The 26,572-nt window shown below is 68.0% G+C and carries 23 protein-coding genes; 14 read left to right on the top strand and 9 right to left on the bottom strand.

Annotated features, from left to right (window positions below; all coding sequences use genetic code 11):
• Position 1 precedes the first annotated feature (1 nt).
• Both GNX95_RS33740 and GNX95_RS33735 read left to right on the top strand, forming a co-directional pair.
• Positions 2-1,333: a lysine N(6)-hydroxylase/L-ornithine N(5)-oxygenase family protein gene (locus GNX95_RS33740; protein WP_222854114.1), complete on the top strand. Its 1,332-nt coding sequence runs from the start codon at positions 2-4 to the stop codon at positions 1,331-1,333.
• Complete coding sequence (locus GNX95_RS33735) at positions 1,311-3,077, top strand: IucA/IucC family protein (RefSeq protein ID WP_163511690.1); 1,767 nt, start codon at positions 1,311-1,313, stop codon at positions 3,075-3,077. The genes GNX95_RS33740 and GNX95_RS33735 overlap by 23 nt, the downstream gene beginning before the upstream one ends.
• Positions 3,078-3,197: 120 nt before the next feature.
• Here the strand turns inward: GNX95_RS33735 and GNX95_RS43580 are convergent, their stop codons facing one another.
• Complete coding sequence (locus GNX95_RS43580; RefSeq protein WP_163511689.1) at positions 3,198-3,824, bottom strand: cyclase; 627 nt, start codon at positions 3,822-3,824, stop codon at positions 3,198-3,200.
• Between the two features lie 400 nt (positions 3,825-4,224).
• On the opposite strand from GNX95_RS43580, the gene GNX95_RS33725 reads away from it, so the two are divergent.
• Positions 4,225-6,726: a DEAD/DEAH box helicase gene (locus GNX95_RS33725; protein ID WP_163511688.1), complete on the top strand. Its 2,502-nt coding sequence runs from the start codon at positions 4,225-4,227 to the stop codon at positions 6,724-6,726.
• On the opposite strand, the gene GNX95_RS33720 is transcribed toward GNX95_RS33725, so the two are convergent.
• On the bottom strand, positions 6,713-7,987 hold the full coding sequence (locus GNX95_RS33720; RefSeq protein ID WP_163511687.1) for an MFS transporter: 1,275 nt from the start codon (positions 7,985-7,987) through the stop codon (positions 6,713-6,715). The two genes, GNX95_RS33725 and GNX95_RS33720, sit on opposite strands and share 14 nt — an antisense overlap.
• A 73-nt stretch (positions 7,988-8,060) precedes the next feature.
• Between GNX95_RS33720 and GNX95_RS33715 the strand changes: the two genes are divergently transcribed.
• Genes GNX95_RS33715 through GNX95_RS33705 form a run of 3 tightly spaced genes read left to right on the top strand, consistent with a single transcriptional unit; the run spans position 8,061 to position 10,121 of the window.
• Complete coding sequence (locus tag GNX95_RS33715) at positions 8,061-8,654, top strand: TetR/AcrR family transcriptional regulator (RefSeq protein WP_163511686.1); 594 nt, start codon at positions 8,061-8,063, stop codon at positions 8,652-8,654.
• A 55-nt stretch (positions 8,655-8,709) separates the two neighbouring features.
• On the top strand, positions 8,710-9,198 hold the full coding sequence (locus tag GNX95_RS33710; RefSeq protein WP_222854113.1) for a sigma-70 family RNA polymerase sigma factor: 489 nt from the start codon (positions 8,710-8,712) through the stop codon (positions 9,196-9,198).
• Positions 9,195-10,121: a L,D-transpeptidase gene (locus GNX95_RS33705; protein ID WP_163511685.1), complete on the top strand. Its 927-nt coding sequence runs from the start codon at positions 9,195-9,197 to the stop codon at positions 10,119-10,121. The genes GNX95_RS33710 and GNX95_RS33705 overlap by 4 nt, the downstream gene beginning before the upstream one ends.
• 585 nt (positions 10,122-10,706) lie before the next feature.
• Here GNX95_RS33705 and GNX95_RS33700 read toward each other — a convergent pair.
• The gene (locus GNX95_RS33700) at positions 10,707-10,898 is read right to left on the bottom strand and encodes a hypothetical protein (RefSeq protein ID WP_163511684.1); all 192 of its coding nucleotides are present in this window, start codon (positions 10,896-10,898) and stop codon (positions 10,707-10,709) included.
• A gap of 170 nt (positions 10,899-11,068) precedes the next feature.
• Positions 11,069-12,316 carry a lipase family protein gene (locus tag GNX95_RS33695; protein ID WP_222854112.1) on the bottom strand — a complete coding sequence of 416 codons (1,248 nt, stop codon included), beginning with the start codon at positions 12,314-12,316 and terminating at the stop codon, positions 11,069-11,071.
• Positions 12,317-12,536: 220 nt separating this feature from the next.
• Between GNX95_RS33695 and GNX95_RS33690 the strand changes: the two genes are divergently transcribed.
• The 8 genes from GNX95_RS33690 to GNX95_RS33655 all read left to right on the top strand — a co-directional run bounded on the left by GNX95_RS33690 (position 12,537) and on the right by GNX95_RS33655 (position 21,528).
• Entirely contained in the window at positions 12,537-13,175 is a 639-nt protein-coding gene (locus tag GNX95_RS33690; protein ID WP_222854111.1) for a DedA family protein, read from the top strand.
• Positions 13,176-13,219: 44 nt separating this feature from the next.
• The gene (locus GNX95_RS33685; RefSeq protein WP_163511683.1) at positions 13,220-14,314 is read left to right on the top strand and encodes a winged helix DNA-binding domain-containing protein; all 1,095 of its coding nucleotides are present in this window, start codon (positions 13,220-13,222) and stop codon (positions 14,312-14,314) included.
• Positions 14,315-14,323: 9 nt separating this feature from the next.
• Positions 14,324-15,055 (top strand): MOSC domain-containing protein, encoded by a 732-nt coding sequence (locus GNX95_RS33680; protein ID WP_163511682.1) that lies wholly within the window; start codon positions 14,324-14,326, stop codon positions 15,053-15,055.
• 6 nt (positions 15,056-15,061) lie between these two features.
• Positions 15,062-17,467: a Tex family protein gene (locus GNX95_RS33675; protein WP_163511681.1), complete on the top strand. Its 2,406-nt coding sequence runs from the start codon at positions 15,062-15,064 to the stop codon at positions 17,465-17,467.
• A gap of 179 nt (positions 17,468-17,646) precedes the next feature.
• On the top strand, positions 17,647-19,302 hold the full coding sequence (locus GNX95_RS33670; protein ID WP_222854110.1) for an APC family permease: 1,656 nt from the start codon (positions 17,647-17,649) through the stop codon (positions 19,300-19,302).
• 187 nt (positions 19,303-19,489) lie between these two features.
• On the top strand, positions 19,490-20,512 hold the full coding sequence (locus GNX95_RS33665) for a winged helix-turn-helix domain-containing protein (RefSeq protein WP_163511680.1): 1,023 nt from the start codon (positions 19,490-19,492) through the stop codon (positions 20,510-20,512).
• Positions 20,513-20,616: 104 nt separating this feature from the next.
• Positions 20,617-21,192, top strand: a complete 576-nt coding sequence (locus tag GNX95_RS33660) for an ATP-dependent Clp protease proteolytic subunit (protein WP_163511679.1) — start codon at positions 20,617-20,619, stop codon at positions 21,190-21,192.
• 60 nt (positions 21,193-21,252) lie between these two features.
• Complete coding sequence (locus tag GNX95_RS33655) at positions 21,253-21,528, top strand: DUF1905 domain-containing protein (protein ID WP_163511678.1); 276 nt, start codon at positions 21,253-21,255, stop codon at positions 21,526-21,528.
• A gap of 432 nt (positions 21,529-21,960) precedes the next feature.
• Here the strand turns inward: GNX95_RS33655 and GNX95_RS33650 are convergent, their stop codons facing one another.
• From GNX95_RS33650 to GNX95_RS33630, 5 genes are read right to left on the bottom strand one after another with little or no spacing between them, the layout of a single operon-like run.
• Positions 21,961-22,566 carry an energy-coupling factor transporter transmembrane component T family protein gene (locus tag GNX95_RS33650; RefSeq protein WP_163511677.1) on the bottom strand — a complete coding sequence of 202 codons (606 nt, stop codon included), beginning with the start codon at positions 22,564-22,566 and terminating at the stop codon, positions 21,961-21,963.
• A complete protein-coding gene (locus tag GNX95_RS33645) occupies positions 22,563-23,237 on the bottom strand; it encodes an energy-coupling factor ABC transporter ATP-binding protein (RefSeq protein WP_163511676.1) in 675 nt (224 codons plus the stop codon). The genes GNX95_RS33650 and GNX95_RS33645 overlap by 4 nt, the downstream gene beginning before the upstream one ends.
• Positions 23,234-24,364 (bottom strand): thiolase family protein, encoded by a 1,131-nt coding sequence (locus tag GNX95_RS33640; protein ID WP_246281843.1) that lies wholly within the window; start codon positions 24,362-24,364, stop codon positions 23,234-23,236. The genes GNX95_RS33645 and GNX95_RS33640 overlap by 4 nt, the downstream gene beginning before the upstream one ends.
• Positions 24,361-25,698 (bottom strand): class I adenylate-forming enzyme family protein, encoded by a 1,338-nt coding sequence (locus GNX95_RS33635; RefSeq protein ID WP_163511675.1) that lies wholly within the window; start codon positions 25,696-25,698, stop codon positions 24,361-24,363. Before GNX95_RS33635 ends, GNX95_RS33640 begins: the two co-directional genes overlap by 4 nt.
• Positions 25,688-26,296, bottom strand: a complete 609-nt coding sequence (locus GNX95_RS33630) for a biotin transporter BioY (RefSeq protein ID WP_163511674.1) — start codon at positions 26,294-26,296, stop codon at positions 25,688-25,690. The genes GNX95_RS33635 and GNX95_RS33630 overlap by 11 nt, the downstream gene beginning before the upstream one ends.
• Between the last annotated feature and the right edge of the window lie 276 nt (positions 26,297-26,572).

Raw genomic sequence — 26,572 nt, 5'->3', positions numbered from 1 at the left:
GGTGGCAAGCGAACCGTACGACATCGTCGGTGTGGGGATCGGACCGTTCAACCTCGCGTTGGCCGCGCTGGCCGACCCGGTGCCAGACCTGCGATGCCTTTTCCTGGACGCCAAGCCGGAGTTTTCCTGGCATCCGGGGATGCTGCTGGCCGGCACCACGCTGCAGGTGCCGTTTCTGGCCGACCTGGTGACGCTGGCCGACCCGACCAGCCGATGGTCCTTCCTCAACTACCTGCGCCAGCACGACCGGCTCTTTCCGTTTTACTTCAGCGAAAGATTCCATGTGCCGCGGCGCGAGTACGACCACTACTGCCGCTGGGTCAGCACGGAGCTGGACAGCTGCGAGTTCGGCGCGCGCGTGGTCGCGGTGCGGCGCACCGGCGATCTTTTCGAGGTGACATACGAGAAGTCGGGTGCGGAGCACACGGTCCTGGCTCGCAACCTCGTCCTCGGTGTCGGCACTGAGCCGGTGTTGCCGGAGCCGCTGACCAAGCTGGACTCCGATCGCGTCGTCCACTCGTCCGGCTATCTCGGCCGGCGCGCGGCGATCGGCCAGCTCGCTGACGTGACGGTGGTTGGCGCCGGCCAGTCCGGCGCGGAGATTTTCCTCGACCTGCTGCGCGAAGCACAGGAGCATGGACGCCGGGTCCGCTGGATCACGCAGACACCATTCGCGCCGATGGAGTATTCGAAGCTGGGACTGGAGCATTTCACCCCGGCCTACACGGAGTTTTTCCGCCGGCTGCCTCCGGACGTACGCGACGCGACCGTGCCGGCGCAATGGCAGCTTTACAAGGCGATCAGCGAGCAGACCATCGCCGAGATCTTCGATGTCCTCTATGAACAAAGCGTCGGCGGACAATGGCCGGCGGCTGTCCTGCTGCCGGAGGTGTCGGTGATCGCCGCGGCGGAGGACGCCAACGGCCTGGAGCTCAGCTGCCGGCACGAGACGCAGGACAGCGAGTTTTCGGTGCGTACGGACGCGATTGTCGCCGCGACCGGTTATGCGGCGCGGCAGCCTGAGCTGCTGGCGCCGATCTTCGGTGAGATCGCCTGGGACGACCGCGGCCGCTACCAGATCGACGCCGACTACCGGGTGTCCTTTGTGGACGAGTCGGCGGCCGGACTGTACGTGCAAAACGCCGAGCTGCACACGCACGGCGTCGGCGCGCCGGACCTCGGCCTCGGCGCACACCGTGCCGCGGTCATCCTCAACGCGGTCACCGGCCGGACGACCTACCGGCTTCCAGCGCGCACGTCGTTCACCACTTTCGGTGCTCCGGCACCGGATCCGGAATCGGAGGAGCCCCGTGTCGCTGTACGTGCCAGATGAGCTGACCGCCGACCGGTGGGCCGCCGCATCGCGCCGGATGCTCGCGAAAGCGCTCGGCGAGTTCAGCTACGAGGAGCTGCTGTCGCCGGTCGAGACAGCCGACAACCGTTACGCCGTCGAGCTTTCGACGACCGTCTCGTACGTTTTCACCGCGAAACGCGGTGCGTATGGCTCGTGGCAGGTCGATCCGGACACGATCGTACGCGTCGACAACGGCATCGAGGCCCCGGCTGACGACGCGTTGCGCTTCGTTTTCGATGCGGGACCGGCGATCGGCCTGTCCGGCGACACGACCGGTCATCTCATCCGCGAGCTGTCCGCGACGTTGTCGGCCGACACCAGGATCGCCGGTGCGGCTCTGCCGGTGGAAAAGGTCGCCGATCTTCCGTACGCGGAGCTGGAGGGCTATCAGACCGGCCATCCGTGGATCGTGCCGAACAAGGGACGGCTCGGCTTTTCCGCGACCGACGCGGCGACGTATCCGCCGGAGGCACGTCAGCTGATCCGGTTGCCCTGGATCGCCGTGCACCGCGACATCGCGACGTATCGCTTCACCGGCGACCTGGCCGAAAACCGGCTCTACGAAACCGAACTCGACGCCGGCACCAGGTCTCGCTTCACCGAGGTGCTCACCACCCGTGGTCTCGACCCCGCCGACTATCTCTGGCTGCCGGTCCACCCGTGGCAGTGGGACGACACGATCCTGCCGTTGTTCGCCGCGGACGTGGCGGCCGGCCGGATCGTCGCGCTCGGCGACGGATCGGACGATTTCCGCGCACAGCAGTCGATCCGCACCTTCAGCAACGTCACGTCACCGCGGCGGCACCACGTGAAGCTGCCGCTCTCGGTGCTGAACACGTTGGTGTGGCGTGGACTTCCGACGGAGCGTACGGTCGCCGCGCCGGCGGTGACCGAGTGGGTGCTGGGCATCCGCGACCGGGATCCCTTTCTCCGCGACGAAAGCCGACCGGTGCTGCTCGGCGAGGTCGCGTCGGTGACCGTACGGCACGACCTGCTGGAGAGCGTTTCCGGTGTGCCGTACCAATATCTGGAGCTGCTTGGCGCGATCTGGCGGCAGCCACTCGCGGCGCAGCTCGACGACGACGAGCACGCACGTACGCTCGCGGCTCTGCTTTATGTGGATCCGGACGGACGTCCGCTGGTCGGCGAGCTGGTCCGGCGTTCTGGCCTGCCGACGCGCGAGTGGCTGGAGCGGTTGGCGCACGCGATGTTGCCGCCGTTGCTGCATTTCCTCTACCAGTACGGCGTGGTCTTCTCGCCGCACGGCGAAAACGCGATCGTCGTCTTCGACGAAAACGACGTGCCTACGCGGCTCGCGGTGAAGGATTTCGTCGACGACGTCAACGTGAGCGCCGCCCCGCTGCCGGAGCTGGCCGGCATGCCGGAGCCGGTCGACACGATCCTGCTCCGCGAGCCGCCGGAGTTTCTGTGCCAGTTCATCCATTCTGGACTCTTCGTCGGGCATTTCCGTTACCTGGCCGAGCGGGTCGACCTGCCACAGGACGAGTTCTGGTCCGTCGTACGCGCCGAAATCCTTGCCTACCAAGCGAAGTTTCCGCAGCTCGCGGAGCGCTTCGCCATGTTCGACCTGCTGACCGAGCGGATCGAGCGGCTCTGCCTCAACCGCAACCGGCTGCTGCTGGACGGCTATCGTGACCGTCCAGAGCGCCCGCACGCCGCCGTGCACGGCACGGTCCCGAACCCGCTGGCTGTCGCGCCTTGACTGGCGAGCTCGACGTTGTGGACGCCGCAACATGTCCGCAACGTCGAGTTCGACAGACCTCGCACTAGTAGTACTCTGTTAGGTCGCCTCGACATGCCGATTAGACCTAACAAAGTACTACTAGCCGATCGTGGTGCTGGTCAGCGTGGGGTTGGGGTTGGGGTAGCACTTGGCCGGCGCGCTGATCGGGATGCCGAGCGGGCCGTCGACGTTGGCGGTGAAGGTCAGGCCGGGGTCGTCGTAGCTGGTGCCGCCGAGTTTGGAGTCGATGGCACCGGAACCGCCGGCGGTGAGGTTGAGGGTGACGGTCGGCAGCTCGAAATTCGCGCCACCGTTGACCGGGCCAGGCACTTTCAGCACGACGTCGCTGCCTTCGAGGGCGATCGTCGGTGTCGAGTTGAGGCCGGATCCGCCGGCGAGGGTGGCCGACACGTACGTGGAGTTGGCCGGCACCGGCATTTTCAGCACCAGGCTTTGCACGTTTCGTACGGTGTAGCCGCCGGCTTCGGCGGGCACCGTGTTCGGTGCCGGGTCGACGACGACGGCGAGTGAGCCGCCGGCCGCGACGGTGGCTGGCGCGCTCGGCGTCACGTCCTGGTTGAGGCTGAAATCGGCCGTCTGGCCGGCGGCGGACGCGCGACACTGGAACGTGATGGTGGTGGCGGCGACCGCGGCGCCGCTGATCGCGAGGATGGGCGCGACTGCCAGTGCGGCGATGGCGGTGAGGCGGCTGGTGGCCAGTTTCATGGGGTTACCTCCAGGGCCTGGCTGCGGGGTGACGCAGCACTCAGCGGGGGCATGGCATGTCGGTCTTACCCCAACAAAACTTGTTACTCAACGGTACGTTCTTCACAGACTATTCACACATCGCAGACAAATCGCAGGTCAGCGCGCCCGCGGTGAAGAACGTGCGAAGCGTTTGTTCCGGCGGCCGCCGTCCGTACGTGGCCATCTAGGGTCTGTTTCGAAGTCCCACGCGGCGCTAGCCGAGCCGCTGTCACATCTGTCTCGGGCCGCCTGACGGCACGGCGAAACCGCCCACGTGGCGCTGCCACGCCGGGCGGTCCCGCCGCACCGCCAGACGACGTTTGGATCTCGACTCTCATCCACGTGGGACTTCGAAACAGACCCTAGACTGGCAGATCTGATGACACTCACCGAGCGGCTGCCCGCCACGCCCGACCCGGACGCGCTGTACGAGGCGTTCGCCGGTTGGGTCGAGGAGCGTGGCATCAGCCTCTATCCGGCACAGCAGGAAGCGCTGATCGAGGTGGTCTCCGGATCCAACGTGATCCTGGCGACGCCGACCGGTTCCGGCAAGAGCCTGGTCGCCGCCGGCGCGCATTTCGCCGCGCTGGCCGAGGGCCGGAGGAGTTTCTACTCGGCGCCGATCAAGGCGCTGGTGTCGGAGAAGTTCTTCGATCTCTGCGAGATTTTCGGCGCGGAAAACGTCGGCATGATGACCGGCGACTCGAGCGTCAACGCCGAGGCGCCGATTCTCTGTGGTACGGCCGAAGTGCTCGCCAACATCGCGTTGCGCGACGGTGCGGCGACCGACATCGGCATGGTCATCATGGACGAGTTTCATTTCTACGCCGACCCGGAGCGCGGCTGGGCCTGGCAGGTGCCGATCCTGGAGCTGCCGGAGGCACAGTTTCTGCTGATGTCGGCGACGCTTGGTGACGTGACGTCCTTCGAGAAGGACCTCACCAGGCGTACCGGCCGGCTGACCTCGACGGTGAGCTCCGGGGAGCGTCCGGTGCCGCTGGTCTATTCGTACGTCCTCACGCCACTGCACGAAACGTTGACCGATCTGCTGCAGGCCAGACAGGCGCCGGTCTACATCGTGCATTTCACCCAGGCGTCGGCGATCGAGCGCGCGCAGGCGCTGATGAGCATCAATGTCTGCACCCGCGCGGAAAAGGACGCGATCGCCGAGCTGATCGGCAACTTCCGGTTCAGCTCCGGCTTTGGCAGGACATTGTCCCGGTTGGTACGCCACGGCATCGGCGTGCACCACGCCGGCATGCTGCCGAAATATCGCCGGCTGGTCGAACAGCTCGCCCAGGCCGGCCTGCTGAAGGTCATCTGCGGCACCGATACGCTCGGCGTCGGCATCAACGTGCCGATCCGTACGGTGGTTTTCACCGCGCTGAGCAAATACGACGGCACCAAGACGCGTCATCTGAAAGCGCGTGAGTTTCACCAGATCGCCGGCCGGGCCGGTCGCGCCGGCTTCGACACGATGGGATACGTCGTCGTCGAGGCGCCGGACCACGTCATCGAAAACGAGCGCGCGCTGGCCAAAGCCGGCGACGACCCGAAGAAACGCCGCAAGGTGGTGCGGAAAAGGCCGCCGGAGGGGTTCGTTTCGTGGGGCACGGCGACGTACGAGCGGCTGGTCGCCGCCGATCCGGAGCCGTTGACGTCGAGTTTCGCGGTCAGCCACGCGATGCTGCTCAACGTGATCGCCAGGCCCGGCAACGCGTTCGAGGCGATGCGGCACCTGCTGACCGACAACCACGAAGACCGCGCGTCGCAACGGAAACTCATCCGCCGCGCGATCGCGATCTATCGCGCGCTTCTTGCCGCCGGTGTGGTGGAACGGCTCGAAACGCCCGACGAGCAGGGCCGGATCGTACGGCTGACCGTCGACTTGCAGTTTGACTTCGCGCTCAACCAGCCACTCTCGCCGTTCGCGCTGGCGGCTTTCGATCTGCTCGACCGTGAGTCCGAGACGTACGCGCTGGACATGCTCTCGATCGTCGAGTCCACTTTGGACGATCCGCGGCAGGTGCTGTCGGCGCAGCGCAACAAGGCGCGCGGCGAGGCCGTCGAGGCGATGAAGGCCGAAGGCATCGAGTACGAGGAGCGGATGCAGCTGCTGGAGGATGTCACCTATCCCAAGCCGCTGACCGATCTGCTCGAGATGGCCTACGCGACTTATCGCCGTGGACATCCGTGGGTCGCCGACCACGAGCTGTCGCCGAAGACCGTCGCGCGCGACATGTACGAGCGCGCGATGACGTTCCAGGAATACATTTCCTTCTATCAGCTGGCCAGGTCGGAAGGCCTGGTGCTGCGTTATCTGGCCGACGCGTACAAGGCGTTGAAGCAGACCGTGCCGGACGAGGCGAAGACCGAGGAGCTGATCGACCTCGTCGAATGGCTCGGCGAGCTGGTACGCCAGACCGACTCCAGCCTGCTCGACGAGTGGGAAAGGCTGCGCAATCCGGAGGAGGAGGCGGCGCCCGCGACACCGGGCGACCAACCGCCGGCGGTCACCTCCAACGCCCGTGCTTTCCGTGTGCTGGTGCGCAACGAGCTCTTCCGCCGCGTCGAGTTGGCCGCACGACGCCGATTCTTCGATCTGGGCGAGCTGGATGGCGAGAACGGCTGGGATGCCGAGGCGTGGCAGAAGGCTTTGCGGCCGTACTTCGACGAACACGACGAGATCGGCACCGGCGCCGACGCGCGCGGACCGGCATTGTTGTTGATCGAGCAGAAGCCGGATCGGTGGAACGTCAGGCAGATCTTCGACGACCCGGCCGGCGACCACGACTGGGGGATCAGCGCCGAGGTGGACCTGGCCGCCTCGGACGAGGCCGGCACGGCGGTCGTACGCGTCACCAACGTCAACCAGCTCTGACCGACAAGGCGACCAGGCTGAGCGCGGCGAGGAAAACCGCGCAGCCGAAGGCGATCCGGATGCCGGCCACCGAATATCCGGTCGACGACCAGGCGGCGCTGGCCACCGACGGCCCGAGCGCCAGGCCGATCTGCCGGAACGTGCTGGTCGACGCGCCGGTGAGACCGAGCAGTCGAGCCGGCGCGGCGTCCATCGCCAAGGTCATCACCGGTCCACCGAACAGGCCGGCGCCGACACCGGCGATGACCAGCCGCCAGGCGATGTCGACCGCCGACGGAGCCGCGAAAACCGTCAGGACCAAGCCGAAAGTCAGGATAGCCGCGGCGAAAACCAGCACCGTACGCGCACCGAGACGGTCGGCGAAGACGCCAGCCACCGGTCCGACGACCAGGACGGCCGCCGGGAAAGCGAAGACCGCGAGTCCGCTCGCGCCGGCCGAAATGCCGGCGCCCTGCAGGAAAAACGGCGCGATGAACTGCACGATGACGATCGCCGCGATTTCCAGCAGAAGCGCGGCGTGAGCGCTGGCGACGCCGGGCGTACGGAACAGCTCGCGTACCGGAGCGCTCGCCGGCATTCGTCGCCATGACAACAAGAACGGGATCGCCAGCAGGCCGGTCCACGGCAGGACGGGTACGAGCAGCAACGCTGTCGTGGCGCCGGTCAGCACCCCGATTTCGGCCAGCCAGCCGCGATCCGGTGCCACCAGCCGGCCGGATGGCAGCTGGATCGGGGCAATCGCCACGATCAGGGCACTGACCGGCAGGTTGAGGTAGAAGATCCACGGCCAGCCGATCGTGTCGACGAGCAGGCCGCCCAGCGGCGGTCCGAGCACGGCGCCGAGCGGACCGAGCGTCATCACCAGGCTCATCGCGCGGCCGCGAAAGTCCTGCCGTACGGCCGTCGCGGTTATCACCGGCAACAAAGCGAAAAGCGCGGCGCCGAACGCGCCTTGGACGACGCGAGCGGCGATCAGCCAGCCGATGGCCGGCGCCAGGCCGACACCGGCACTGGCCGCCGCGAAGCCGGTGACGGAAAGGACGAGCGCCGGTTTCTGGCCGACGCGGTCGAGCCAGCGTCCGACCGGCAACGACAACGCGACCAGCGGCAACACGTATCCGAGCACGACCCAGGTCGACAAGCCCGGCCCGGTCCGCGTCTCGCGCTCGATCACCGGCAGCGCGACGTTGACGGCGGTGGCGTCCAGCTGCGCCACGAGCACGCCGAGACCGGCGGCCACCACGAGCCACCATCGGTTCATCGATCCTCCAACAACTTCACACGGTGTGCAGTTGCTAAACTACACACGATGTGAAGTTGCGACAAGGAGTCCGATGAACGCACGGAGCCGGCGTACGAGAGAGGCGCTGCTCGCGGCGACCCGCGAGCTGCTGACCGACGGCGGCTTCGAGGCGGTCACGATGGCCGCGGTGGCCGACCGCGCCGGCGTCTCACGTCGCGGTGTCTACCTGCACTTTCCGTCCCGGTCCGAGCTCATCGACGAGCTGGCCGGCCAGATCGCCGACGAGGCCGGCCTCGCGCCGTCGCTGGATCCGGTGTTCCAGGCCGCCGATCCGGTCAGCGCGCTGCGCGCCTGGGCCGGCCACCTCGGCACGTACGTGCTGCGGATCGCGCCGGTCATGCGCGCCGCCGACCGGGTCCACCAGGTCGACCCGGACGCCGCGCGGCACCGCGCCAAAGTGCACGCCAACCAGCTGCTGTCGTGCCAGATGTTGATGGCCTGGCTCGATCACGCCGGCCTGCTGGCCGAGCCGTGGACCGTCGACTCGGCCGCCGAGATGCTGCAGGCGCTCAGCTCGCCGGACCTGCCCGAGCTGCTGATCGTCGAGCATGGCTGGCCGCTGGAGCGCTTCCAGGATCACGTCGCCGCTCTGCTGGAGCGTACTTTCCGCCGGATGACAACCTGACTGGCCGGTTGCGCGACCGGGTGAGGTGACGATCGCATTGGAAGGGACGGGGCGGGTGCCTGTCGACGTACCCGCCATATATGCGCAGAGCTGGCGGGCGATGGTGCGGCTCGCCGTGCTGCTGGTGGATGACGTGGCGACCGCGGAGGACGTCGTGCGGGACGCTTTCGTCGCGTTGCATCGTCACCAGCATCGGTTGCGGGATCCGGACGCGGCGGTGGGCTATCTGCGCATGTCCGTGCTCAACCTGTCCAGGTCGGTGTTGCGGCGGCGTGTGGTGGCGCGTCGGCACCTGCGAGCCGCCGAGCCGGAGCGGGCCGAGGGCGCCGACTATCACGCACTGCTGTCCGGAGAACACCGGCAGGCGCTCGGGGCAGTACGGCAGCTGCCGAGGCGGCAACGGGAGGTGTTGATCCTGCGCTACTGGTCGGGGCCGTCAGAGAAGGAAATCGCCCAGACACTGGGAATTTCGCCCGGGGCAGTGAAGTCCACCGCGAGCCGCGGACTGGCGGCGGTCAAACGTACGCTGGGAGGGCTGGCATGAACGACGTCGAGAAGCTGCTCGGTGACGCCTTCCACGCGGCCGCGACGACCGCCGTGGACGAGCGCCGGCAGCCGCCGAAGCCCGCGCCGGTCGCCGGCCGCCGCGCCTCGTGGATCGCGCCGTTGTTCGTGGCCGCCGCGGCCGCGTTGGTGGTCGTTGTCGCCGCGGTCACGGTCGTGCCCCGGCCGACAGCGACTCCGGCCGCCGGTGACCAGGTGCGAGTCCTGCCGCCGGCCGCCGACTCGTACGGCGTTCAGATGCCGGTCGTGCTGCGTTTCACCGAGCCGGTCAGCGCCCCGATCGTCAACGCGATCGCCGTTCGCGTTGGCGGCGCCGACGTGCCGGGCCGGTGGCGATGGCAGCCGGGAAACCGGCAACTGCTGTTCCTGCCGCGGGCCGACTGGCGGCCGCACTCGAAGGTCGAGGTGGTGGCGGCCGTACGCGGAAAACCGACGGGTGACGGGCGTACCTTCGCCGCGGACCTGTCGTTTTCCATGTCGATCGGGGCGCGTCAGGTGACGACGGTCGATGCCGCGAAGCATCAGCTGACGGTCCGGTCGGATGGCCGGGTGGCGCGGGTGCTGCCGGTCTCGCTCGGCAAGCCGAGCGCGCCGACGCCGCGCGGCAGCTCGGTCGTCACCGGGAAACACCGTACGAAGGTGCTGACCGGCGGCACGCCGGGCAAAGCCGACTTCTACCGCGTGAACGTGCAGTGGGTCGTCAGCATGAACGACTGGGACGGCGCGTTCGCCGCGCGCTGGGCCGTGCCGGACATCGGCCACCGCGACGTGTCCGCCGGTGGGATCAGCCTGCGGCCGGCCGACGCCGAGTGGTTTTTCGGGGTCACGCAGCTCGGTGACCTGGTCGACACGCCGGACACCGCCGGGCGCCCCACCTCACCCACCTGGCCGGCAGGACTGTGAGGGCACGGCCCCGATGCGCGCGATGGACCGTACTCTTCCCCTCCCGCGACCCGCAGAATCTGAACGCGACACACTATGACAGCCGTAGCGATTGTGGATGAGGCGCAAGCGCGACGGCGGACCGAGCTTCACCCCTGCCACACCAGGCTGAAAGGCATGGAACGCGCTCGTTCCTCGTCTCAGCTTTCTGGTGGCTGAGGCGAGGAAACGAGCGTTTGTGTTCACCTGTGCGGTTCAGCCGTACAGGTGGTAGGTATTTCGCAGCGGCAATTGCTCGACATCCACGTCAACTGGCGGGATGAATTCGGGATGTTTTTCCAGGCAGGTGGTGCCACCGTCCACCCACGACACCAATGTGGTGCGATCGCGTGTGCCGGACTGGCCGGGTGCATCCCGGCCGAATGCAGCCTTTGTCCCGTGCGATCAACGCTTTCCGCAACTCTGGGCCGGCCAGCCGCTCCTTACGCCCAGCATCCAGCGGTACGCCTTCGGAGTTGAGGATGACCGGGATGATGCGGCCGCTGCGCACCCTGGATCGGCAACTTCCCCGCTGCTGGAAATCCACATGTGCCGGCAGCCTGGTGATCACTGCACGGATCGCATCCAACTGCGAATCAGCCAGATCACCACGGCGCATGGCCTCGCGGCGATGTCCAGCTTCGCCGCCAACATCTCACCCGTCATCGCCATGCCCGGACAGAATGCGCGTGCGCGCTGCGCCCGGCGACGGGCCTCGGCCTGGGAGAGCAGCAACTGGTCTTCCAACAGCTGCTGCATAGTTTTGGTCTGCAACTGCTCGTACGCCTTTTGTGCTCAATCGCCTTGACGATATCCAACACCCGCGCGACGGACTTGCGGTATTCCCGTTCGGCGTCGCGCAGCATCAGGTCCGAGGAAACTGGCTCCGAGGTGGTGATGATCGGCTGAACGCCGGTCATGCGGGCATCTCAGCGGAGCTGGTTGAACCAGCGGGCCGTCTCCGCGAGGCCAGTGACGTTGGTGCCGAGGTGGTACGACTCGTTGTACGCCAGCGGCGGCAGATCGGTCACCGGCGCGCGGAAACCGCGAGCGGCGAAGGATGCCGCGCAGGACATCGTATTCGCCGGCACGGCCTCGCGGTCGAGCGTCGAATAGAGCAGCCGCACCGGCACGCGCGGTGTCCAGTCGCGGCAGATCGAGTCGGCCTCGGCGAGTGCGGCGGCGAACCGGCCGGTCGGGTGTCGCAGCATCGCCAGGCCGGCCTCGGTGTAAAGCTCACCGAGTGTGGTCGGCAGCGTTCGCAGGATCTCGTCCACCGGCGTACGCGAGTTGAACAGCCGGTCCATCTGGCCGGCGTATTTCGGCTGGAACACCTCGTACGGTGAGTCGTAGAGGTGGTGGAGTTTGTTCCAGGTCACCAAAAGAACAGCCGTGTAGACGACGGCGAGCCGTTCGTTGACGGTGCCGTCGAGAAATGCCGGCAGCTCGGTGGTGGTGTCGTACGCGCCGCTGACCGCGGACAGCGCGCCGAGCCGGAACCAGCCGTCCGCGCCGTCCTGCAGGCCGCGGGCCAGGCCGACGGCGGCCATCCCGCCCTGCGAGAAGCCGGTGACCAGCACGTGGCGCCGCAGCTCGATCCCACGCCGCTGCGCGAACGTACGCGCCGCCCGGAGCATGTCGACCGACGTCGTGACCTCGGACGGAATGTGCAGGTAGGCCTGCGTCATCGGCTGGCCGTATCCGAGGCCGAGATAGTCCGGCGCGACCGCGGCGAAACCGGTGCCGGCGTACGTGATCGCCGGCGCCGCGCTCCACAGGTCGCCGGACTCCAGGTACGCGGACGGTGCGTTCTGCCAGTAGAGCTCGGTGCCGTGCGTGTACGACACGACCTTCAGGTCACCGCGTTTTCCGAGCGGCAGAGCCACAAGTCCACTCGCGGTCGTCGGCCGGCCGGAGGGATCGACGGTACGGTAGACGATCCGGTAGGTGACGACACCGTGCCTGAGCGTGCCAGGATCCTGGAAACCGGCGTTTTTCAGGACCGACGCCGGATCGGTGTAGGTGGCCAGGTAGGTCACGTCGAGCAGCTGGCCGCGTACGTGTTGGCTGGCGACCGCGGGCGGCGGGGTGGACGCGGCGAAAGCCACGCCGGGAGCGGTGAAAAGCAGGCTGGCGGCGATCGTGGCGGCGATCGCGGCTCGCGTCGATGTCTTCATGGCCGTCGAAGCTACGGCCGCGGCGGCGCCGCGAGCGTCACCCGGTGGAGCGGTCCGTGCGGTAACTCTCACGAGTACGGCGCCGTCATACCAAAGTGTCTGCCCCTAGGGGTCTCCCCCTGGCGAAAGTCAGACCCGGCGAGCGACTTTCGAGTCATGTGCGCGCGGCCGGATTTTCCTAACGTTTTCCTCCGAGACGTTATCTCGGAAAGGCTCTGCTGTGACAGATACGATTTTGCAGTTCGTCGACGGCGTGATGGCGTCGCCGTGGATTTATCTGGTGATTTTCACGCTCGCCGCGGTCGACGCGTTCTTCCCGGCCGTGCCGAGCGAAACCGTGGTCATCACGGCAGGCGTCTTCGCCGCGTCGACCAGCAACCCCAACCTGTTGCTGGTCATCGCGGTGGCGGCGGTCGGTGCCTTCGTCGGCGACCACGTCTCCTACCTGATCGGCCGGTTGTTCGGCGACCGTCTGCTCAACCGGATGAAGCCCGGTACGAAGCGCCGGAAGGCGTACGACTGGGCCACCAACGCGATCGCCGAGCGCGGCGGTCTGGTGTTGGTGGTGGCGCGCTACATCCCCGGTGGTCGTACGGCAGCCACGCTCACCACCGGCGCCGGGCGTTATCCGTTGCGCCGGTTCTCCGCCTTCGACGCGCTCGCCGCGGTGTCGTGGGGCGTCTACGGCGGACTGATCGGTTATCTCGGTGGCGCCGCCTTCGAGCACAATCCGCTCGCCGGCCTGCTGCTCGGATTTGGCATCGCTTTCGGCATCACCGCGGTCGTCGAGGTGGTCCGTTACGTCCGCAAACGCCGCGCCGCCGCGGAGCCGGAGAAAGAGCTGGCGTCCGTACGGTAGGTCGCATGGCCCCCATGCTTGCGTTGGATGCAAGCATGGGGGCCATGCGTGTACGGGTCGTCAGCCGGCGTGAGCTCAATCGTGCGTTGCTGGAGCGGCAATTGCTGCTGAAGCGCACGAAAAGCACCGCCAAGAAGGTGATCGACCGGCTGGTCGGGATGCAGGCGCAGGCCACCAATCCGCCCTATCACGGCCTCTGGTCGCGGATCGCCGGCTTTCGCCGCGACGACCTGACAAAGCTCATCGAGCGGCGCCAGGTCGTACGTGGCGCGACACTGCGATCGACACTCCATCTGCACACCGCCGCGGATTTCCTGGCCGTACGCGCCGTCATGCAGGCCACCATGGAAAAATCTCTGATCGCGACCTTCGGCAAGGTGATGGACGGCGTCGACCTCGACACGTACGCGACCGTCGGTCGCGCGCTGTTGGAGGAAAAACCGCTCACATTCGGCGAAATCCGCGACGGCATGCTGGCACAGTGGCCGGGCCGGCATCCGTCGATGGTGACCAACGTGGTGCGTACGCGCGTGCCGCTCATCCAGGTGCCGCCGTGTGGCACCTGGGACCGCAGCGGTCCGCGCGTCTACACCTCGGTCGAGTCGTGGCTCGGCGGCTCCGTGCCGGACAAAGCCGATGTCGAGTCGCTGGTTTTCCGTTACCTGGCGGCATTCGGTCCGGCGACGGTCGCCGACATGCAGAACTGGTCGGGGTTGACCCGGCTCGGCGAGGTCGCACGTGCGATGCCGTTGCGCCGGCTGCGCGCCGAGGACGGCGCCGAGCTTTTCGACACACCGAAAGGGAAGATCCCGTCACCGGAGGTGCCGGCGCCGGTGCGGCTGGTGGCCGAGTACGACAACGTGGTGCTCGGTCACGCCGACCGGTCGCGGATCATCGCCGACGAGCACCGCAGGGCCTACATCACCGTCAACGGCATCGTCCGCGGCACGGTCCTGGTCGACGGCTTCGTGGCGGCACTTTGGCGCATGCAAAGGAAGAAAGCGACCGCGACGGTCACCATCGAACCACTGCGCAAGCTGTCGACGGCCGAGCGTGACGACATCGAGCCGGAGGCGCTGGCGTTGCTTCGCTTCACCGACCCGGCCGCCAGCCACCAGGTCACCTTCGGTGCGACGTAGGGTGACCTGGTGATCGTGGGACGCGTGGTCGGCATGTGGCGCTATCCGGTGAAATCCATGGCCGGCGAGCCGCTGGAGGCGGCCGAGGTGAGCTGGCACGGCCTGGCCGGCGACCGCCGCTGGGCCTTCGTCAGGGACGGCCAGGTGGCCAGCAACTTCCCGTGGCTGACCATCCGCCAACTGCCGGACATGACCCGCTATCAGCCAAAACTCGTCGATCCGCAGCGGCCGGAGGCGTCGGCGACAGTGGTGCGTACGCCGGCGGGCCGCGAGCTGGACGTGACGGATCCGGCTCTGTGCAAGGAACTCGGCGACGGCGTACGCGTGATGAAGCAGAACCGCGGCATCTTCGACACCGCGCCGCTGTCGCTGATGACCACGCAATCCGTGGAAAACATCGGAAAACTCGCCGGCGCGCGGCTGCGGCCGGAGCGTTTCCGGCCAAACGTGGTGATCGAGGCGACCGGCGACGAGCCGTTCCAGGAGGACGGCTGGGTCGGCCACACCGTACGCATCGGCGGCATCGAGATGCACGTCGACCAGCGCGACAGCCGGTGTGTCCTCATCAACTACGACCCGCACACCGCCGAGCGCAACCCAGCGGTGCTCAAGGCGGTCGCCAAGGAGCGCGACAACTACCTCGGCGTGTACGGCGCGCCGACGCGCGAAGGTGTCATCCGGGTAGGCGACGAAGTCCACCTCGACCCAGCCGGCAGAATGGAGGACCTGTCAGCCGGCTAGGAGCGGATGGGGACTGTGACGACGAGCATCGACCAGAAGATCGCCGAGGAGCTGGGCGTACGCGAGGGGCAGGTGAGCGCCGCGGTCCAGCTGCTGGACGAGGGCGCCACGGTGCCGTTCATCGCCCGCTACCGGAAGGAAGTCACCGGCGCTCTGGACGACGCGCAGCTGCGTACGTTGGAGGAGCGGTTGCGCTATCTGCGCGAGCTGGACGAGCGGCGGGTGGCGATCCTGGACGAGATCCGCTCGCAGGGAAAGCTCACCGACGAGCTGACCGCGCAGATCATGCGGGCCGAGACCAAGGCGCGGCTGGAGGACATCTACCTGCCGTACAAGCCCAAGCGGCGCACCAAGGCACAGATCGCCCGCGAGGCCGGCCTGGAGCCGCTAGCAGACACGCTGCTCACCGACCCGACCACCGACCCGCACACCAAGGCGACCGAGTTCGTCGACGCCGAGAAGGGGGTCGCCGACGCTGGCGCCGCGCTGGAAGGCGCCCGCGCGATCCTGGTTGAGCGCTTCGCCGAGGACGCCGACCTGCTCGGTGACCTGCGCGAACGCATGTGGTCGGTGGGCCGGATGGTGTCGAAGGTGCGGGAAGGCAAGGAAGCCGACGGCGCCAAGTTCTCCGACTACTTCGAGTTCGACGAGCCGTACGAGAAGCTGCCGTCGCACCGCATCCTCGCGCTCTTCCGCGGCGAGAAGGAGGAGATCCTCGAGCTGGTGCTCTCGCCGGACGCCGAGGACGTTGAGCCCGGCACGCCGTCGGAGTACGAGGCGCGGATCGCGCGGCGGTTCGGCATCGCCGACCGCGGCCGGCCGGCGGACCGCTGGCTGGCCGACACCGTACGGTGGGCCTGGCGTACGCGCATCCTGGTGCACCTCGGCATCGACCTGCGGCTGCGGCTGCGCCAGGTGGCCGAGGACGAGGCCGTACGCGTCTTCGCCGACAACCTGCGCGACCTGCTGCTGGCCGCGCCGGCCGGCACGCGGCCGACCATCGGCCTCGACCCCGGTTTCCGTACCGGCGTGAAGGTCGCGGTGATGGACGGCACCGGCAAGGTGGTCGCCACCGACACGATCTATCCGCACGTGCCGCACCGGCGCTGGGACGAGTCGATCGCCAAGGTCGCCGCGCTGGCCAAGCGTTTCGGCAGCGAGCTGATCGCGATCGGCAACGGTACGGCCTCGCGTGAGACCGACCGGCTGGCGATCGAGCTGATCAAGAAGTATCCGGAGCTCAAGCTCACCAAGGTGGTCGTGTCGGAGGCCGGCGCGTCGGTCTACTCCGCGTCCGAGTACGCCTCCAAGGAGCTGCCTGACCTGGACGTGTCCCTGCGCGGCGCCGCCTCGATCGGCCGCCGGCTGCAGGACCCGCTGGCCGAGCTGGTCAAGATCGACCCGAAGTCGATCGGCGTCGGTCAGTATCAGCACGACATCTCCGAGTCGAAGCTGTCGCGGTCGCTGGACGCGGTCGTCGAGGACTGCGTGAACGCGGTCGGCGTCGATGTCAACACCGCCTCCGTGCCACTGCTGACCCGCGTATCCGGCGTCACCAGCGGCCTCGCCGCGAGCATCGTGGCGCACCGCGACGCCAACGGTCCGTTCCGTTCGCGTACGGCGTTGAAAGAGGTGCCGCGGCTGGGTCCGAAGGCCTTCGAGCAGTGCGCCGGCTTCCTGAAGATCCGCGGCGGCGACGACCCGCTCGACTTCTCCAGCGTGCATCCGGAGGCCTATCCGGTCGTACGCCGGATCGCCGACGCGGTCAACGGCGGCGACATCGCCGGCCTGATCGGCAACACTCCGGCCCTGCGCAAGGCCAAACCGGCCGACTTCGTCGACGACACCTTCGGCCTGCCGACCGTCACCGACATCCTGTCCGAGCTGGAGAAGCCCGGTCGCGACCCGCGGCCGGCGTTCCAGACCGCCAGCTTCGCCGAGGGAGTTGAGACGCTAGCCGACCTCAAGGCCGGCATGGTGCTGGAGGGCACGGTCACCAACGTCGCCGCTTTCGGTGCCTTCGTTGACATCGGCGTACACCAGGACGGTCTGGTGCACGTCTCGGCGATGTCGAAGAACTTCGTCAAGGACCCGCGCGAGGTCGTCAAGTCCGGCGACATCGTGAAGGTGAAGGTCATGGACGTCGACATCCCGCGCAAGCGGATCTCGCTGACGCTGCGGCTGGACGACGAGGCGTCGCCGGAGCCGGCCGACGGTGAGCGCCGCGGCCAGGGCGGCGGCCGGCAGGGTGGTCGTCCGGCCGGCGGCCAGCGCGGCCAGCAGCGTGGTGGTCAGCAGCGCGGCGGTCGTACGCAGGCCGGCGGCAGCTCCGGAGGTGGGGCACTCGCCGACGCGCTGCGCCGCGCCGGCCTGGTCGACGGCGGTGGCAACTCCACCCTCGGCAAGCGTTAGACCGTTGCGTCCTTCCGTACGGTAAATAACCACCAAAGAGAGGCACCTGAGAACTTGGTCCGTTTGGTGGAAATAAAGGATTAACTGCGCCGTTCTTTCGGTTCACTGCCTTGTTGCCGGATTTTCTGCGAGCATTGCCGGCCGGGGGACCCGCCACCAAAGAGTGAGGTGACCGCGGCATGGCAGCGCCCGCAGGAGTGTCCAACACACACGCCGGCGAAGGAAAACTGCGAAGAGACGTGGGCTTCTGGGGCCTGATGTTCGTCTCGCTCGGGTCGATCATCGGCTCCGGCTGGCTGTTGGGCGCACTGCACGCGGCCAGTGCGGCCGGACCGGCCTCGTTGCTGTCCTGGATCCTGGCCGCGATCATCATGTCGGTGCTCGCGCTCGTACACGCCGAGCTCGGTGCGGCCTATCCGGTCGCCGGTGGTACGGCGCGGTTCCCACTGTTCGCCTTCGGCTCGGTCGCCGGCTTCACCGCCGGCTGGGCCGCCTGGCTGCAGGCGGTCACGCTGGCGCCGATCGAGGTCGAGGCGAGCATCGGCTATCTGGACGGCGTGCCGTGGATCAAGCAGCACCTCGACCTGCTGCATCCGGACCAGACCCTGACCGTCAGCGGCATCTTCTGGGGAAGCGTGCTGATGGTGATCTTCCTGGTGATCAACATCGTCGGGGTGAAGTTCCTGTCCGAGAGCAACACCGTGACGGTGATCTGGAAGACGCTGGTGCCGCTGCTGGCGGTGATCGTCCTGGTGACGGTGTCCTTCCACCCCGGCAACTTCACCGCCGGCGGCGGCTTCCTGCCCAACGGCGTCGACGGCATCTTCGCCGCGCTGCCGCTCGGAGTGGCGTTCGCCCTGCAGGGATTCGAGCAGTGCATCCAGCTCGGCGGTGAGGCGCGCAACCCGCAGAAAGACCTGTCCCGCGCGATCATCACCGCGGTGGCCATCGGTACGGTCATCTACATCGCGCTGGAGGTCGCCTTCATCGGCTCGCTCAACCCGGCCGACATCCTGCACAACTGGAACAACCCGATCTCCGGCCAGGGCGCCACCGCGCCGTACGCGGCGCTGGCCGTCGGCGCCGGCGCCGGTTGGCTGGCGTTCATCCTGTACGTGGACGCCTTCATCTCACCGGCCGGCACCGGCCTGCTCTACCTCGGCACCTCGGCGCGGCTGTCGTACGCGCTCGGCCGGGACGGCCAGCTGCCCAAACGGCTCGGCAAGGTGAGCCTGCGCGGCATTCCGCTGTGGTCGATCATCCTGGCCTTCGTGGTCGGCGAGATCATGTTCCTGCCCTTCCCCAGCTGGCAGTCGCTGGTCGGCGTGGTCACCGGCGCGACCTTCATCATGTACGCGTACGCGCCGATTTCGCTTTACGCGCTGCGTAAACGCGACGCCGGCAGGGCTCGGCCGTATCGGTTGCCGGCGATGAAGTTCCTGGCGCCGGTCGCGTTCATATTCGCCAACCTGGTCATCTACTGGGGTGGTTTCGACACCACCTGGAAAATCATCGCCGCGATGGTCGTCGGCGTGGTGATCTTCGAGATCACCCAGGTCTTCACCAGCCCGGTCCAGCGGGTCGTGCAGCACTGGCGGTCGGCGATGTGGGTGCCGCCGTGGCTGCTGGTGACCGTGCTGATCGGTTGGCTCGGCCGCTATGGCGGGGGCCTGAAACTGCTGCCGGACTGGATCGACCTGCTGGTCGTCGCAGCGTTCAGCCTGGTGATTTTCTACTGGGGAGTAAGCGTGGCGATGACGTCGGAGGAGGTCAACGCGGCGGTGGAGAAGGAGGCGCTGGAACTGGCCGTGGAGCCGGAAATTCGCACTGCGTGAGCGGCTGATCGCAGAAATGCTCCTGACTGTTTGGTCAGGAGCATTTCTTTGTGTCGAACTGGTTGCGAACGCCGCGATTGATGTTCCACGTTGGAATGCCTGTGCCATGATGCCTTTTGGGGCCGATCGGACCGGGTTGGGTGCGTCCGGGGGTGAGGAGGCAGTCTCAGTTTCCAGGAGGACCGCGATGTGGGAGCAGCCGCAGTGGGAGGAGATCCGGTTCACCCGGCCGGTGAACGAGCTCCGGATCGAGCTTTCCCTCAACCCCTACGCGAGCGTTCCGACGCTGCTTTTCGACGCGCTCGGCGGCTATGACCGCGGCGTGCCGGAGGGCTGGCGGCAGCGGATCGGCCGGACGGCGACCGCCGAGCAGCGCTCGGCCATCCAGACCATGACCCAGCAGGGCCGCGCGCGCCAGCCCGACTGCATGATCGTGCCGGTCCCCACCAGCCAGGAAGCACCGCTGGCCGACGCGCTCGAGCAGCTGCGTACGACCTCGCCGGACACGCTGCTGTCCGACCTGGACGGCATCTACGGCAGCAGCCTGCCGGAGGAGTGGCAGGCGGTGGAGCGCGAGCCGCGCCGCTGGCTGCGTTACTTCGCCGGCGCCGCCGGTGTCGCGGGCACGGTCGTCGCGCACACCTGGAAGTCGGCCAGCCGGCTGCTGGACCGCGAGGTCGACCGGGTCGGTCACGCGGTCGTACGCAACAAGGCCGAGCTGCTGCTGGCCAGCCTGCATCCGCGCGCACGCTATGCCGACGGCGCGCTGTGGCTGCCGGCGATCGAAGGCAACCGCTACGAGGTGCGCGCGCGCCGGCTGGTGCTCGTGCCGATGGTCTCCGGTGCGCAGTCGATCGCGCACGACCTGGAGGACGAGGACACCGCCTGGATCGGCTATCCGCTGCCCGGTCTGCACCACCTCTACACCGGCGCCACCGTCGACTCGGTCGAGCGACAGGTCGACGCGAGCCCGCGCGACCGGCTGCCGGCGCTGATCGGAGCCGTACGCTCGTCGCTCCTGCGGGCCTGCGGTGAACCGATCACCATCGGCGACCTGGCGCAGGTCGGCGACTGGGCCATGAGCTCGGTCAGCCGCCACTGCGACTGGCTGGCCGACGCCGGGCTGATCGAGCGTACGCGCCGCGGCCGCACGGTCCTGGTGCAGCGGACCGTGCTCGGTCACGAGCTGGTGGAGCTTTTCGCCTCGTAAGCTGTCAGCGGAACCGCTCAGAGCATAATTGCGCTTCCGTGGCAACGAAAACCGTGGTCTCCGGATTATCGTCGCGGCATATCGACGAGATCCGGAGGCATTTCATGTCAGGTGAGAGCGGGCCAGGCTTCGACACCGCGGTCTACGACCGGCTGCTGCGCGAGCGGATCATTTTCCTCACCGGTGAGGTGAAGGACGAGAACGCCAACGCGATCAGCGCGCAGTTGTTGTTGCTGGCGGCCGAAGATCCCGACCGCGAGATCAGCTTCTACATCAACTCGCCGGGCGGCTCGGTGTCGGCCGGGATGGCGATCTACGACACGATGCAGTTCATCCAGCCGGACGTGGCCACCTACGCGCTCGGCTTCGCCGCGTCGATGGGACAGTTCCTGCTCTGCGCCGGCGCGCCCGGCAAGCGGTTCGCGCTGCCGCACGCGCGGATCGTCATGCACCAGCCGCTCGGTGGCATGGGTGGCACCGCCAGCGACATCGCGATCCAGGCCGAGCAGCTGGTCTACACCAAGCGGGTGATGTTCGAGCGGATCGCCTTCCACACCGGCCAGACGTACGAGCGGATCGAACAGGACGCCGACCGCGACCGCTGGTTCACCGCCGAGGAGGCCCGTGACTACGGCTTCGTCGACCACGTGATCCCCAGCCTCGCCCGCGCTCGGGGATGATGTCGAGAACCGCGAGTCGGCTTCTACGTCTCCGGTGAAGGCAACCGAGACGGAGGCATCATGACCACGAAACTGGACAAGACATTCACCGCGCCGCTGCTCAAAAGCGACGCCAAAGGCGGCTGGACGTATCTGATCATGCCCGGTTCGGCCGACTTCTTCGGCACCCGCGGCCTGGTGAAGGTGCGCGGCACGATGGACGGCCATCCGTTCGCCAGCTCGTTCATGGCACTCGGCGACGGCCGGCACAAGCTGCCGGTGAAGGCCGACCTGCTCAAGCTCATCGGCAAGCGGCCAGGCGACCCGATCACCGTCCACCTCAGCGAGCGGATCTAGGGTTCGTCTCGGGGTCGCCGAGGGGAAGAGTGTTGTTGACCATGGGGTTTTCGCGTACGTCACGATCAGAAGGTGCGCGACAACCCCATGATCAACAACCGCGGATGGCGCGAAAGCCGATTTACTGGCGCCAGGGTCTGATAGCTGGACGCCGTCGCGGTCGAGGAAAGCTCGAGCCAGGGGCAACGAGCAAGCCAACCCGCATGAGTCACAACAGCGTTGCCCGCCTCAACAGTCGCACCAGTCACAGCGAGCGGCGGTCAGGTCAACCATGAACACCGCAAGGCGGACATTTAGCGTTACAGGTCGTTATTGGTCCCACATAGTGGTTCGTCTCGCCACCTGCCGGGATGCCACGGCCTGTCCGAGTTGATCATGGGACTGCCACGCACTTCTTGAGGCAAGCAAGGTGGTGTGACTCAGGTGGGTTGGCTAGTCGTCGTCGACGCCGCGAGCGGCGAGCGCCTCGCCGAGCGACTCGGTGCGGCGCAGCGTACGGATGACGAACGGCAGCACGAAGCCGCGCACCGACCAGGCGACTCCGCGAGCGCGCTGCGCCTCGCGGATGTCGCCGGCGATCTCGGCCAGGACCGGCACCGACCGCAGCGTCAGCGCGACCAGCAGGCCGAAACGGGTCGGATCGACGCCCAACCGGCTCAGCGGCTGGATGACCCGCTCGATGGTGGCGACCAGGTCGGTCGTACGCGTCGTCAGCGTCGTCAGGCCGGCGAGAGCGATCAACGCGATCAGCCGCGTACAGACCAAAACCGCGGTCGGCAGGCCGGCGAGCAGCCACTGCATGGCGAAAACGAAGACAAAGACGACGGCGACCGGACGCAGTTGAGCCACCGCGAGCCGCACCGGAATACGCGCCAGCGCATACAGGAGGAGGCTGGCGACGGCCGCCACCGTGGTCCAGATCGGTGAGGTGACGAAGAAAATGCCGATCGCGGCGACCAGCAGCGCGATCAGTTTGGCGGCCGGTGGCAGGCGGTGCAGCGGACTGGAGGCCGGGTGGTAGAGGCCGAGCAGGCTCATCCGACCAGGGTTCGATAGAACGTCACCGCCGGCTCCGGCACGTCGTCGGCGACCACACGGCCCTGGTCGAGCACGATCACCCGGTCGAAGGACGCGACCGCGTCCAGGTCGTGCGTGACCAGCAGCACCTGCTGCGGCAGCTCGTCGAGCAATGCGGCGAACTTTCGTTTGTTTGGCAGGTCGAGCAGCGTGGTCGGCTCGTCGCAGACGAGCACTTTCGGCTCCACCACGAGCACCGCGATCAGCGCCAGCAACTGCTTCTGGCCACCGGAGAGCAGGTGGGCCGGATGGTCGCGGTGGCCGGCCAGGCCGTACGCGTCGAGAATGTCGGTCACCTTGCGGTCGATCCCGGCCTTCGGCAAACCGCTGCGCCGCAACGAAAAGGCCACGTCCTCGGCGACCGTCGGCATGACGATCTGGCTGTCCGGATCGGCGAACACAAAGCCGACCTGCCTGCGTACGGACCGGCCGTCCGTCGCCACCTCCAGGCCATTCACCACCACGTGGCCGGCGGTGGGGGACACCAGGCCGTTGACCATCCGCGCCAGCGTCGACTTGCCGGAGCCGTTGGCGCCGATGAACGCGACGCGTCTTTCGCCTACTGTCAGGGAAATGTCGGTGAGGACGACCCGTTCGCCGTACCGGTGCGATACGCCGTGGAACTCGATCACTGACCGACGCTCTGCACGAGGGTCGCCACGCCGAGGCCGCCGCCGGAGGCGATCGCGGCCAGTCCGTACGCGCCGGGCCGGTCGATCAGCTGGCTGAACAGCCGGACCACCAGCACGGCGCCGGAGGCACCCCACGGATGGCCGAGCGCGATCGCGCCGCCGTCGGGGCAGACGCGCTGCGGCGACAGGTCGAGCGCGTCGAGGCAGGCCAGCACCTGGCCGGCGAATGCCTCGTTGAACTCGATCGTCTCGATGTCGTCCAGGGTCAGGCCGTTGCGCTTGACCAGCGTCTGGATCGCCGGCACCGGACCGAAACCCGGCCGGCGCGGATCCACCGCGGCGGTCTGCCAGTCGACGATCCGCAGGCCCGGCAGCCAGTTGGCCATCCGCCACATCTCGCTGACCACGGCGACGACAGCGGCGCCGTCGTTGACACCGCAGGAGTTTCCGGCGGTCGCCGTGCCGTGCGGACCGAACGCGGCCGGCAGCCGGGACAACCGGCCGACGCCGAAGCCACGCCGCGGCCGGTCGTCCCTGGCGCAGCCGGCGACCGGCACGATCTCGCGGTCGAACGAGCCGGTCTCCTGCGCCGCCACCGCGCGGGCGTGGCTGGTCGCGGCGTACTCGTCCTGGCGCTGCCGGCTGATCCCGGCCGCGGCCGCCAGCGCGTCGGCGGCCGGACCCATGTCGGGGTCACCGTACTCGGCCGGCGCGAACGGCGCTCGCTCGTAGAACTTCGGTGGCAGGCCGGGCATCCGTGGCCGCTCGGCGCGCCACGGCGCGGTCGACGGACTCTCGACACCGCCGGCCAGATACGCGTGGCCGCGGCCGGCGACCACCTGGGTCGCCGCGAGGTTGATCGCCTCCAGGCCGCTGGCGCACTGCCGGTCGACGGTCAGGCCAGGAACATTTTCTCCGAAACCGGCGGAAAGCGCGGCGACGCGCGCGGTGTTTCCGCCCGGACCCATCACATTTCCGAGGATGACGTCGTCGACGGTCGCCAGCGCGGCGTCGGCGGCCGTCGCGGTCAGCGCCGCGGCGGCGAGCCGGTCGGCCGGCACCGACCGCAACGACTTGCCGGTCGTGCCGATCGGCGTGCGCCGTGCGGCGACGATCACCGCGTTCACGACAGCATCTCCGCGACCGCCGCTCGCGCGACTTTCCCGCTCGCCGTCAGGGGAATCCGGTCGACGGGCAGCCAGCGCCGCGGCCGTTTGCCGGGGCTGAGCCGATCCGCCGCGTACGCCCGGACGGCGCGGCGATCGACGCTCGCCGGCTGCAGCACGGCCGCGACGACCTGGCCGAGGCGGGGATGCGGGAGACCGACGACGACCGCCTCGGTCACGCCCGGTGCGTTGCGAAGCACGGCTTCCACCTCCTCGGCGCAGACTTTGGTGCCACCACTGACGACGACGGTCGCACCCCGGCCGTGAATAATCAATGCGCCGCTCGCATCGAGAATGCCGTGGTCGCCGACCGAAACCCAATCGCCGGCCTCGGCGTGTACGCCGTCGCTCAGATAGCCGGCGAACAGCATGTCAGATCGTACGAACACCTCACCGTCGCGGATCTCGATGTCCACATTGGACGGTGGAGTGCCGACCGAATGCGGCGGCTCGGTCGTACGAGCGCTGATCAACGACTGCTCGGACGAGCCGTAATATTCGACGATCCGGCAACCCGGCAGCGCTTTTTCCACGCGTACGGCCAGATCCGAGTCGAGTTTCGCGCCGACGGTGAGGATTGTGTGCAACCCGGCCGGATCCTGTCGCCAGATCGGCTCGAGCGCGTTGAGCATCGCCGGGATGAGATGCGCGACGGTCGCCTCGCGGGCCAGCGCGGCCGCCTTGGTGGGGGACCAGTCCGGCAGGATGAGGCTGCCCGCGCCGGCCGAGATCGCATGCATGACGGCGAAAAGGCCGCCGGAGGTGGACATCCGGCCGGCGGTCAGCACGACGTCCTCTGTGGACAGTCCGGTGAGGTCGGTGAACGCCGGAAAGGTGCGGTGCCAGGATCGGCGCGTACGCGTGAAAACCTTCGGTCCGCCGGTGCTGCCGGAGGTCGTGCCCAGATAGAAAAGCGTCTCGTCGTCGCCGGTGATGCTCAGTGGTCGGGTGGAGGCGCGCGTCTGAGAAGCGTCGATGACATACGACGGCCGTGCGGCCCGGTCGATGGGCCGGCGCTCGGCGGCCGACCAGAGCGGATCGGTGACCAGCGCGGCGGCGCCGAGCCAGTCGGCGGCCAGGAACCACGTCACCGTCTGCGTCGGGCTGCCGCCTTCCAGCGCGAGCCGGTCGCCTGGGCGTACGCCTCGCCACCGCAGCTCGCGCGCCGCGCCGAGCACGCGCTCCAGCAGCTCCGACCAGGTGACCCTGACCTGACCGTCATCCAGCGCAAACGCATCAGGGCGCAGCTCCGCGTGGCGCCGCAGGTCGGCGCCGACCAGCCCGTCAGCCTTCACGCGACGAGGTTACGTCGGCCCTGGCGGCGTGGGCCTTCGCGACGGGGACGATGGTCGGATACGCACGGTGCACGGCGACCGCGATCAGTGACACGATCACCGCCTTGGCGACATCGCCGGGGATGAACGCCAGCGACTGGACCGCCGCCGTGGTCAGGCTGCCGACCGCGACGGCCCAGTACGGGATGCCGATCGCGTAGATCGCCACCACGCCACCGGCCAGGCAGGCCAGCAGCGCCTTGACGAAGCCGAGCTTCGGCAGCGACCGCTCGACGATCAGGCCGGTCACGTACGCTCCGACCAGCCAGCCGATCACGAAGCCGCCGCTCGGACCGAAGAAGACGCCGATGCCGCCGCGGCCGCCGGCGAGCAGTGGGAAGCCGACCGCCACCAGCACGATGAACAGCGCCAACGTCAGCGCGGCGCGGCGGCTGCCGAGCAGGCACCCGGTGAGCATCACGCCGAGTGTCTGCAGCGTGATCGGCACGGCGCTGCTGAAGACGTAGATCCCCGGCATCAGCCCGAGGACGGCGATGAACGCGGCGAACACCGCGATCTGAGCGAGATCGGTGGCCAGCAGGCGGCGGGATGGAGGCATCGCGGCTTTCCGTTCTGAAGCGGGACGGCCCGACCTTAACGCCTGTTCGGTTGTCGCCTCACCACCAAACCGGCCCCCACCTCGGCCTTCCTCTTTGTCGCCTCCCGCTATTGACGCCGCAGGGCCACCCGACGTGCGCATCGTCCGGTGGCGCGGCGACCGCCTGTCACGTCCGCGTGACCGTCAGCCCTGTGGCGGGTATGACTGCCGAGGCGAGTAATGCTGTTGTGACTGCTCGCCGGGCCGGGCTCAATGTCCAGGGGCAACAATTGCCCG

The organism is Fodinicola acaciae (genome assembly GCF_010993745.1).
Classification (GTDB): Bacteria; Actinomycetota; Actinomycetes; order Mycobacteriales; family HKI-0501; genus Fodinicola; species Fodinicola acaciae.
This window is presented reverse-complemented; position numbering and strand designations above follow the sequence as displayed.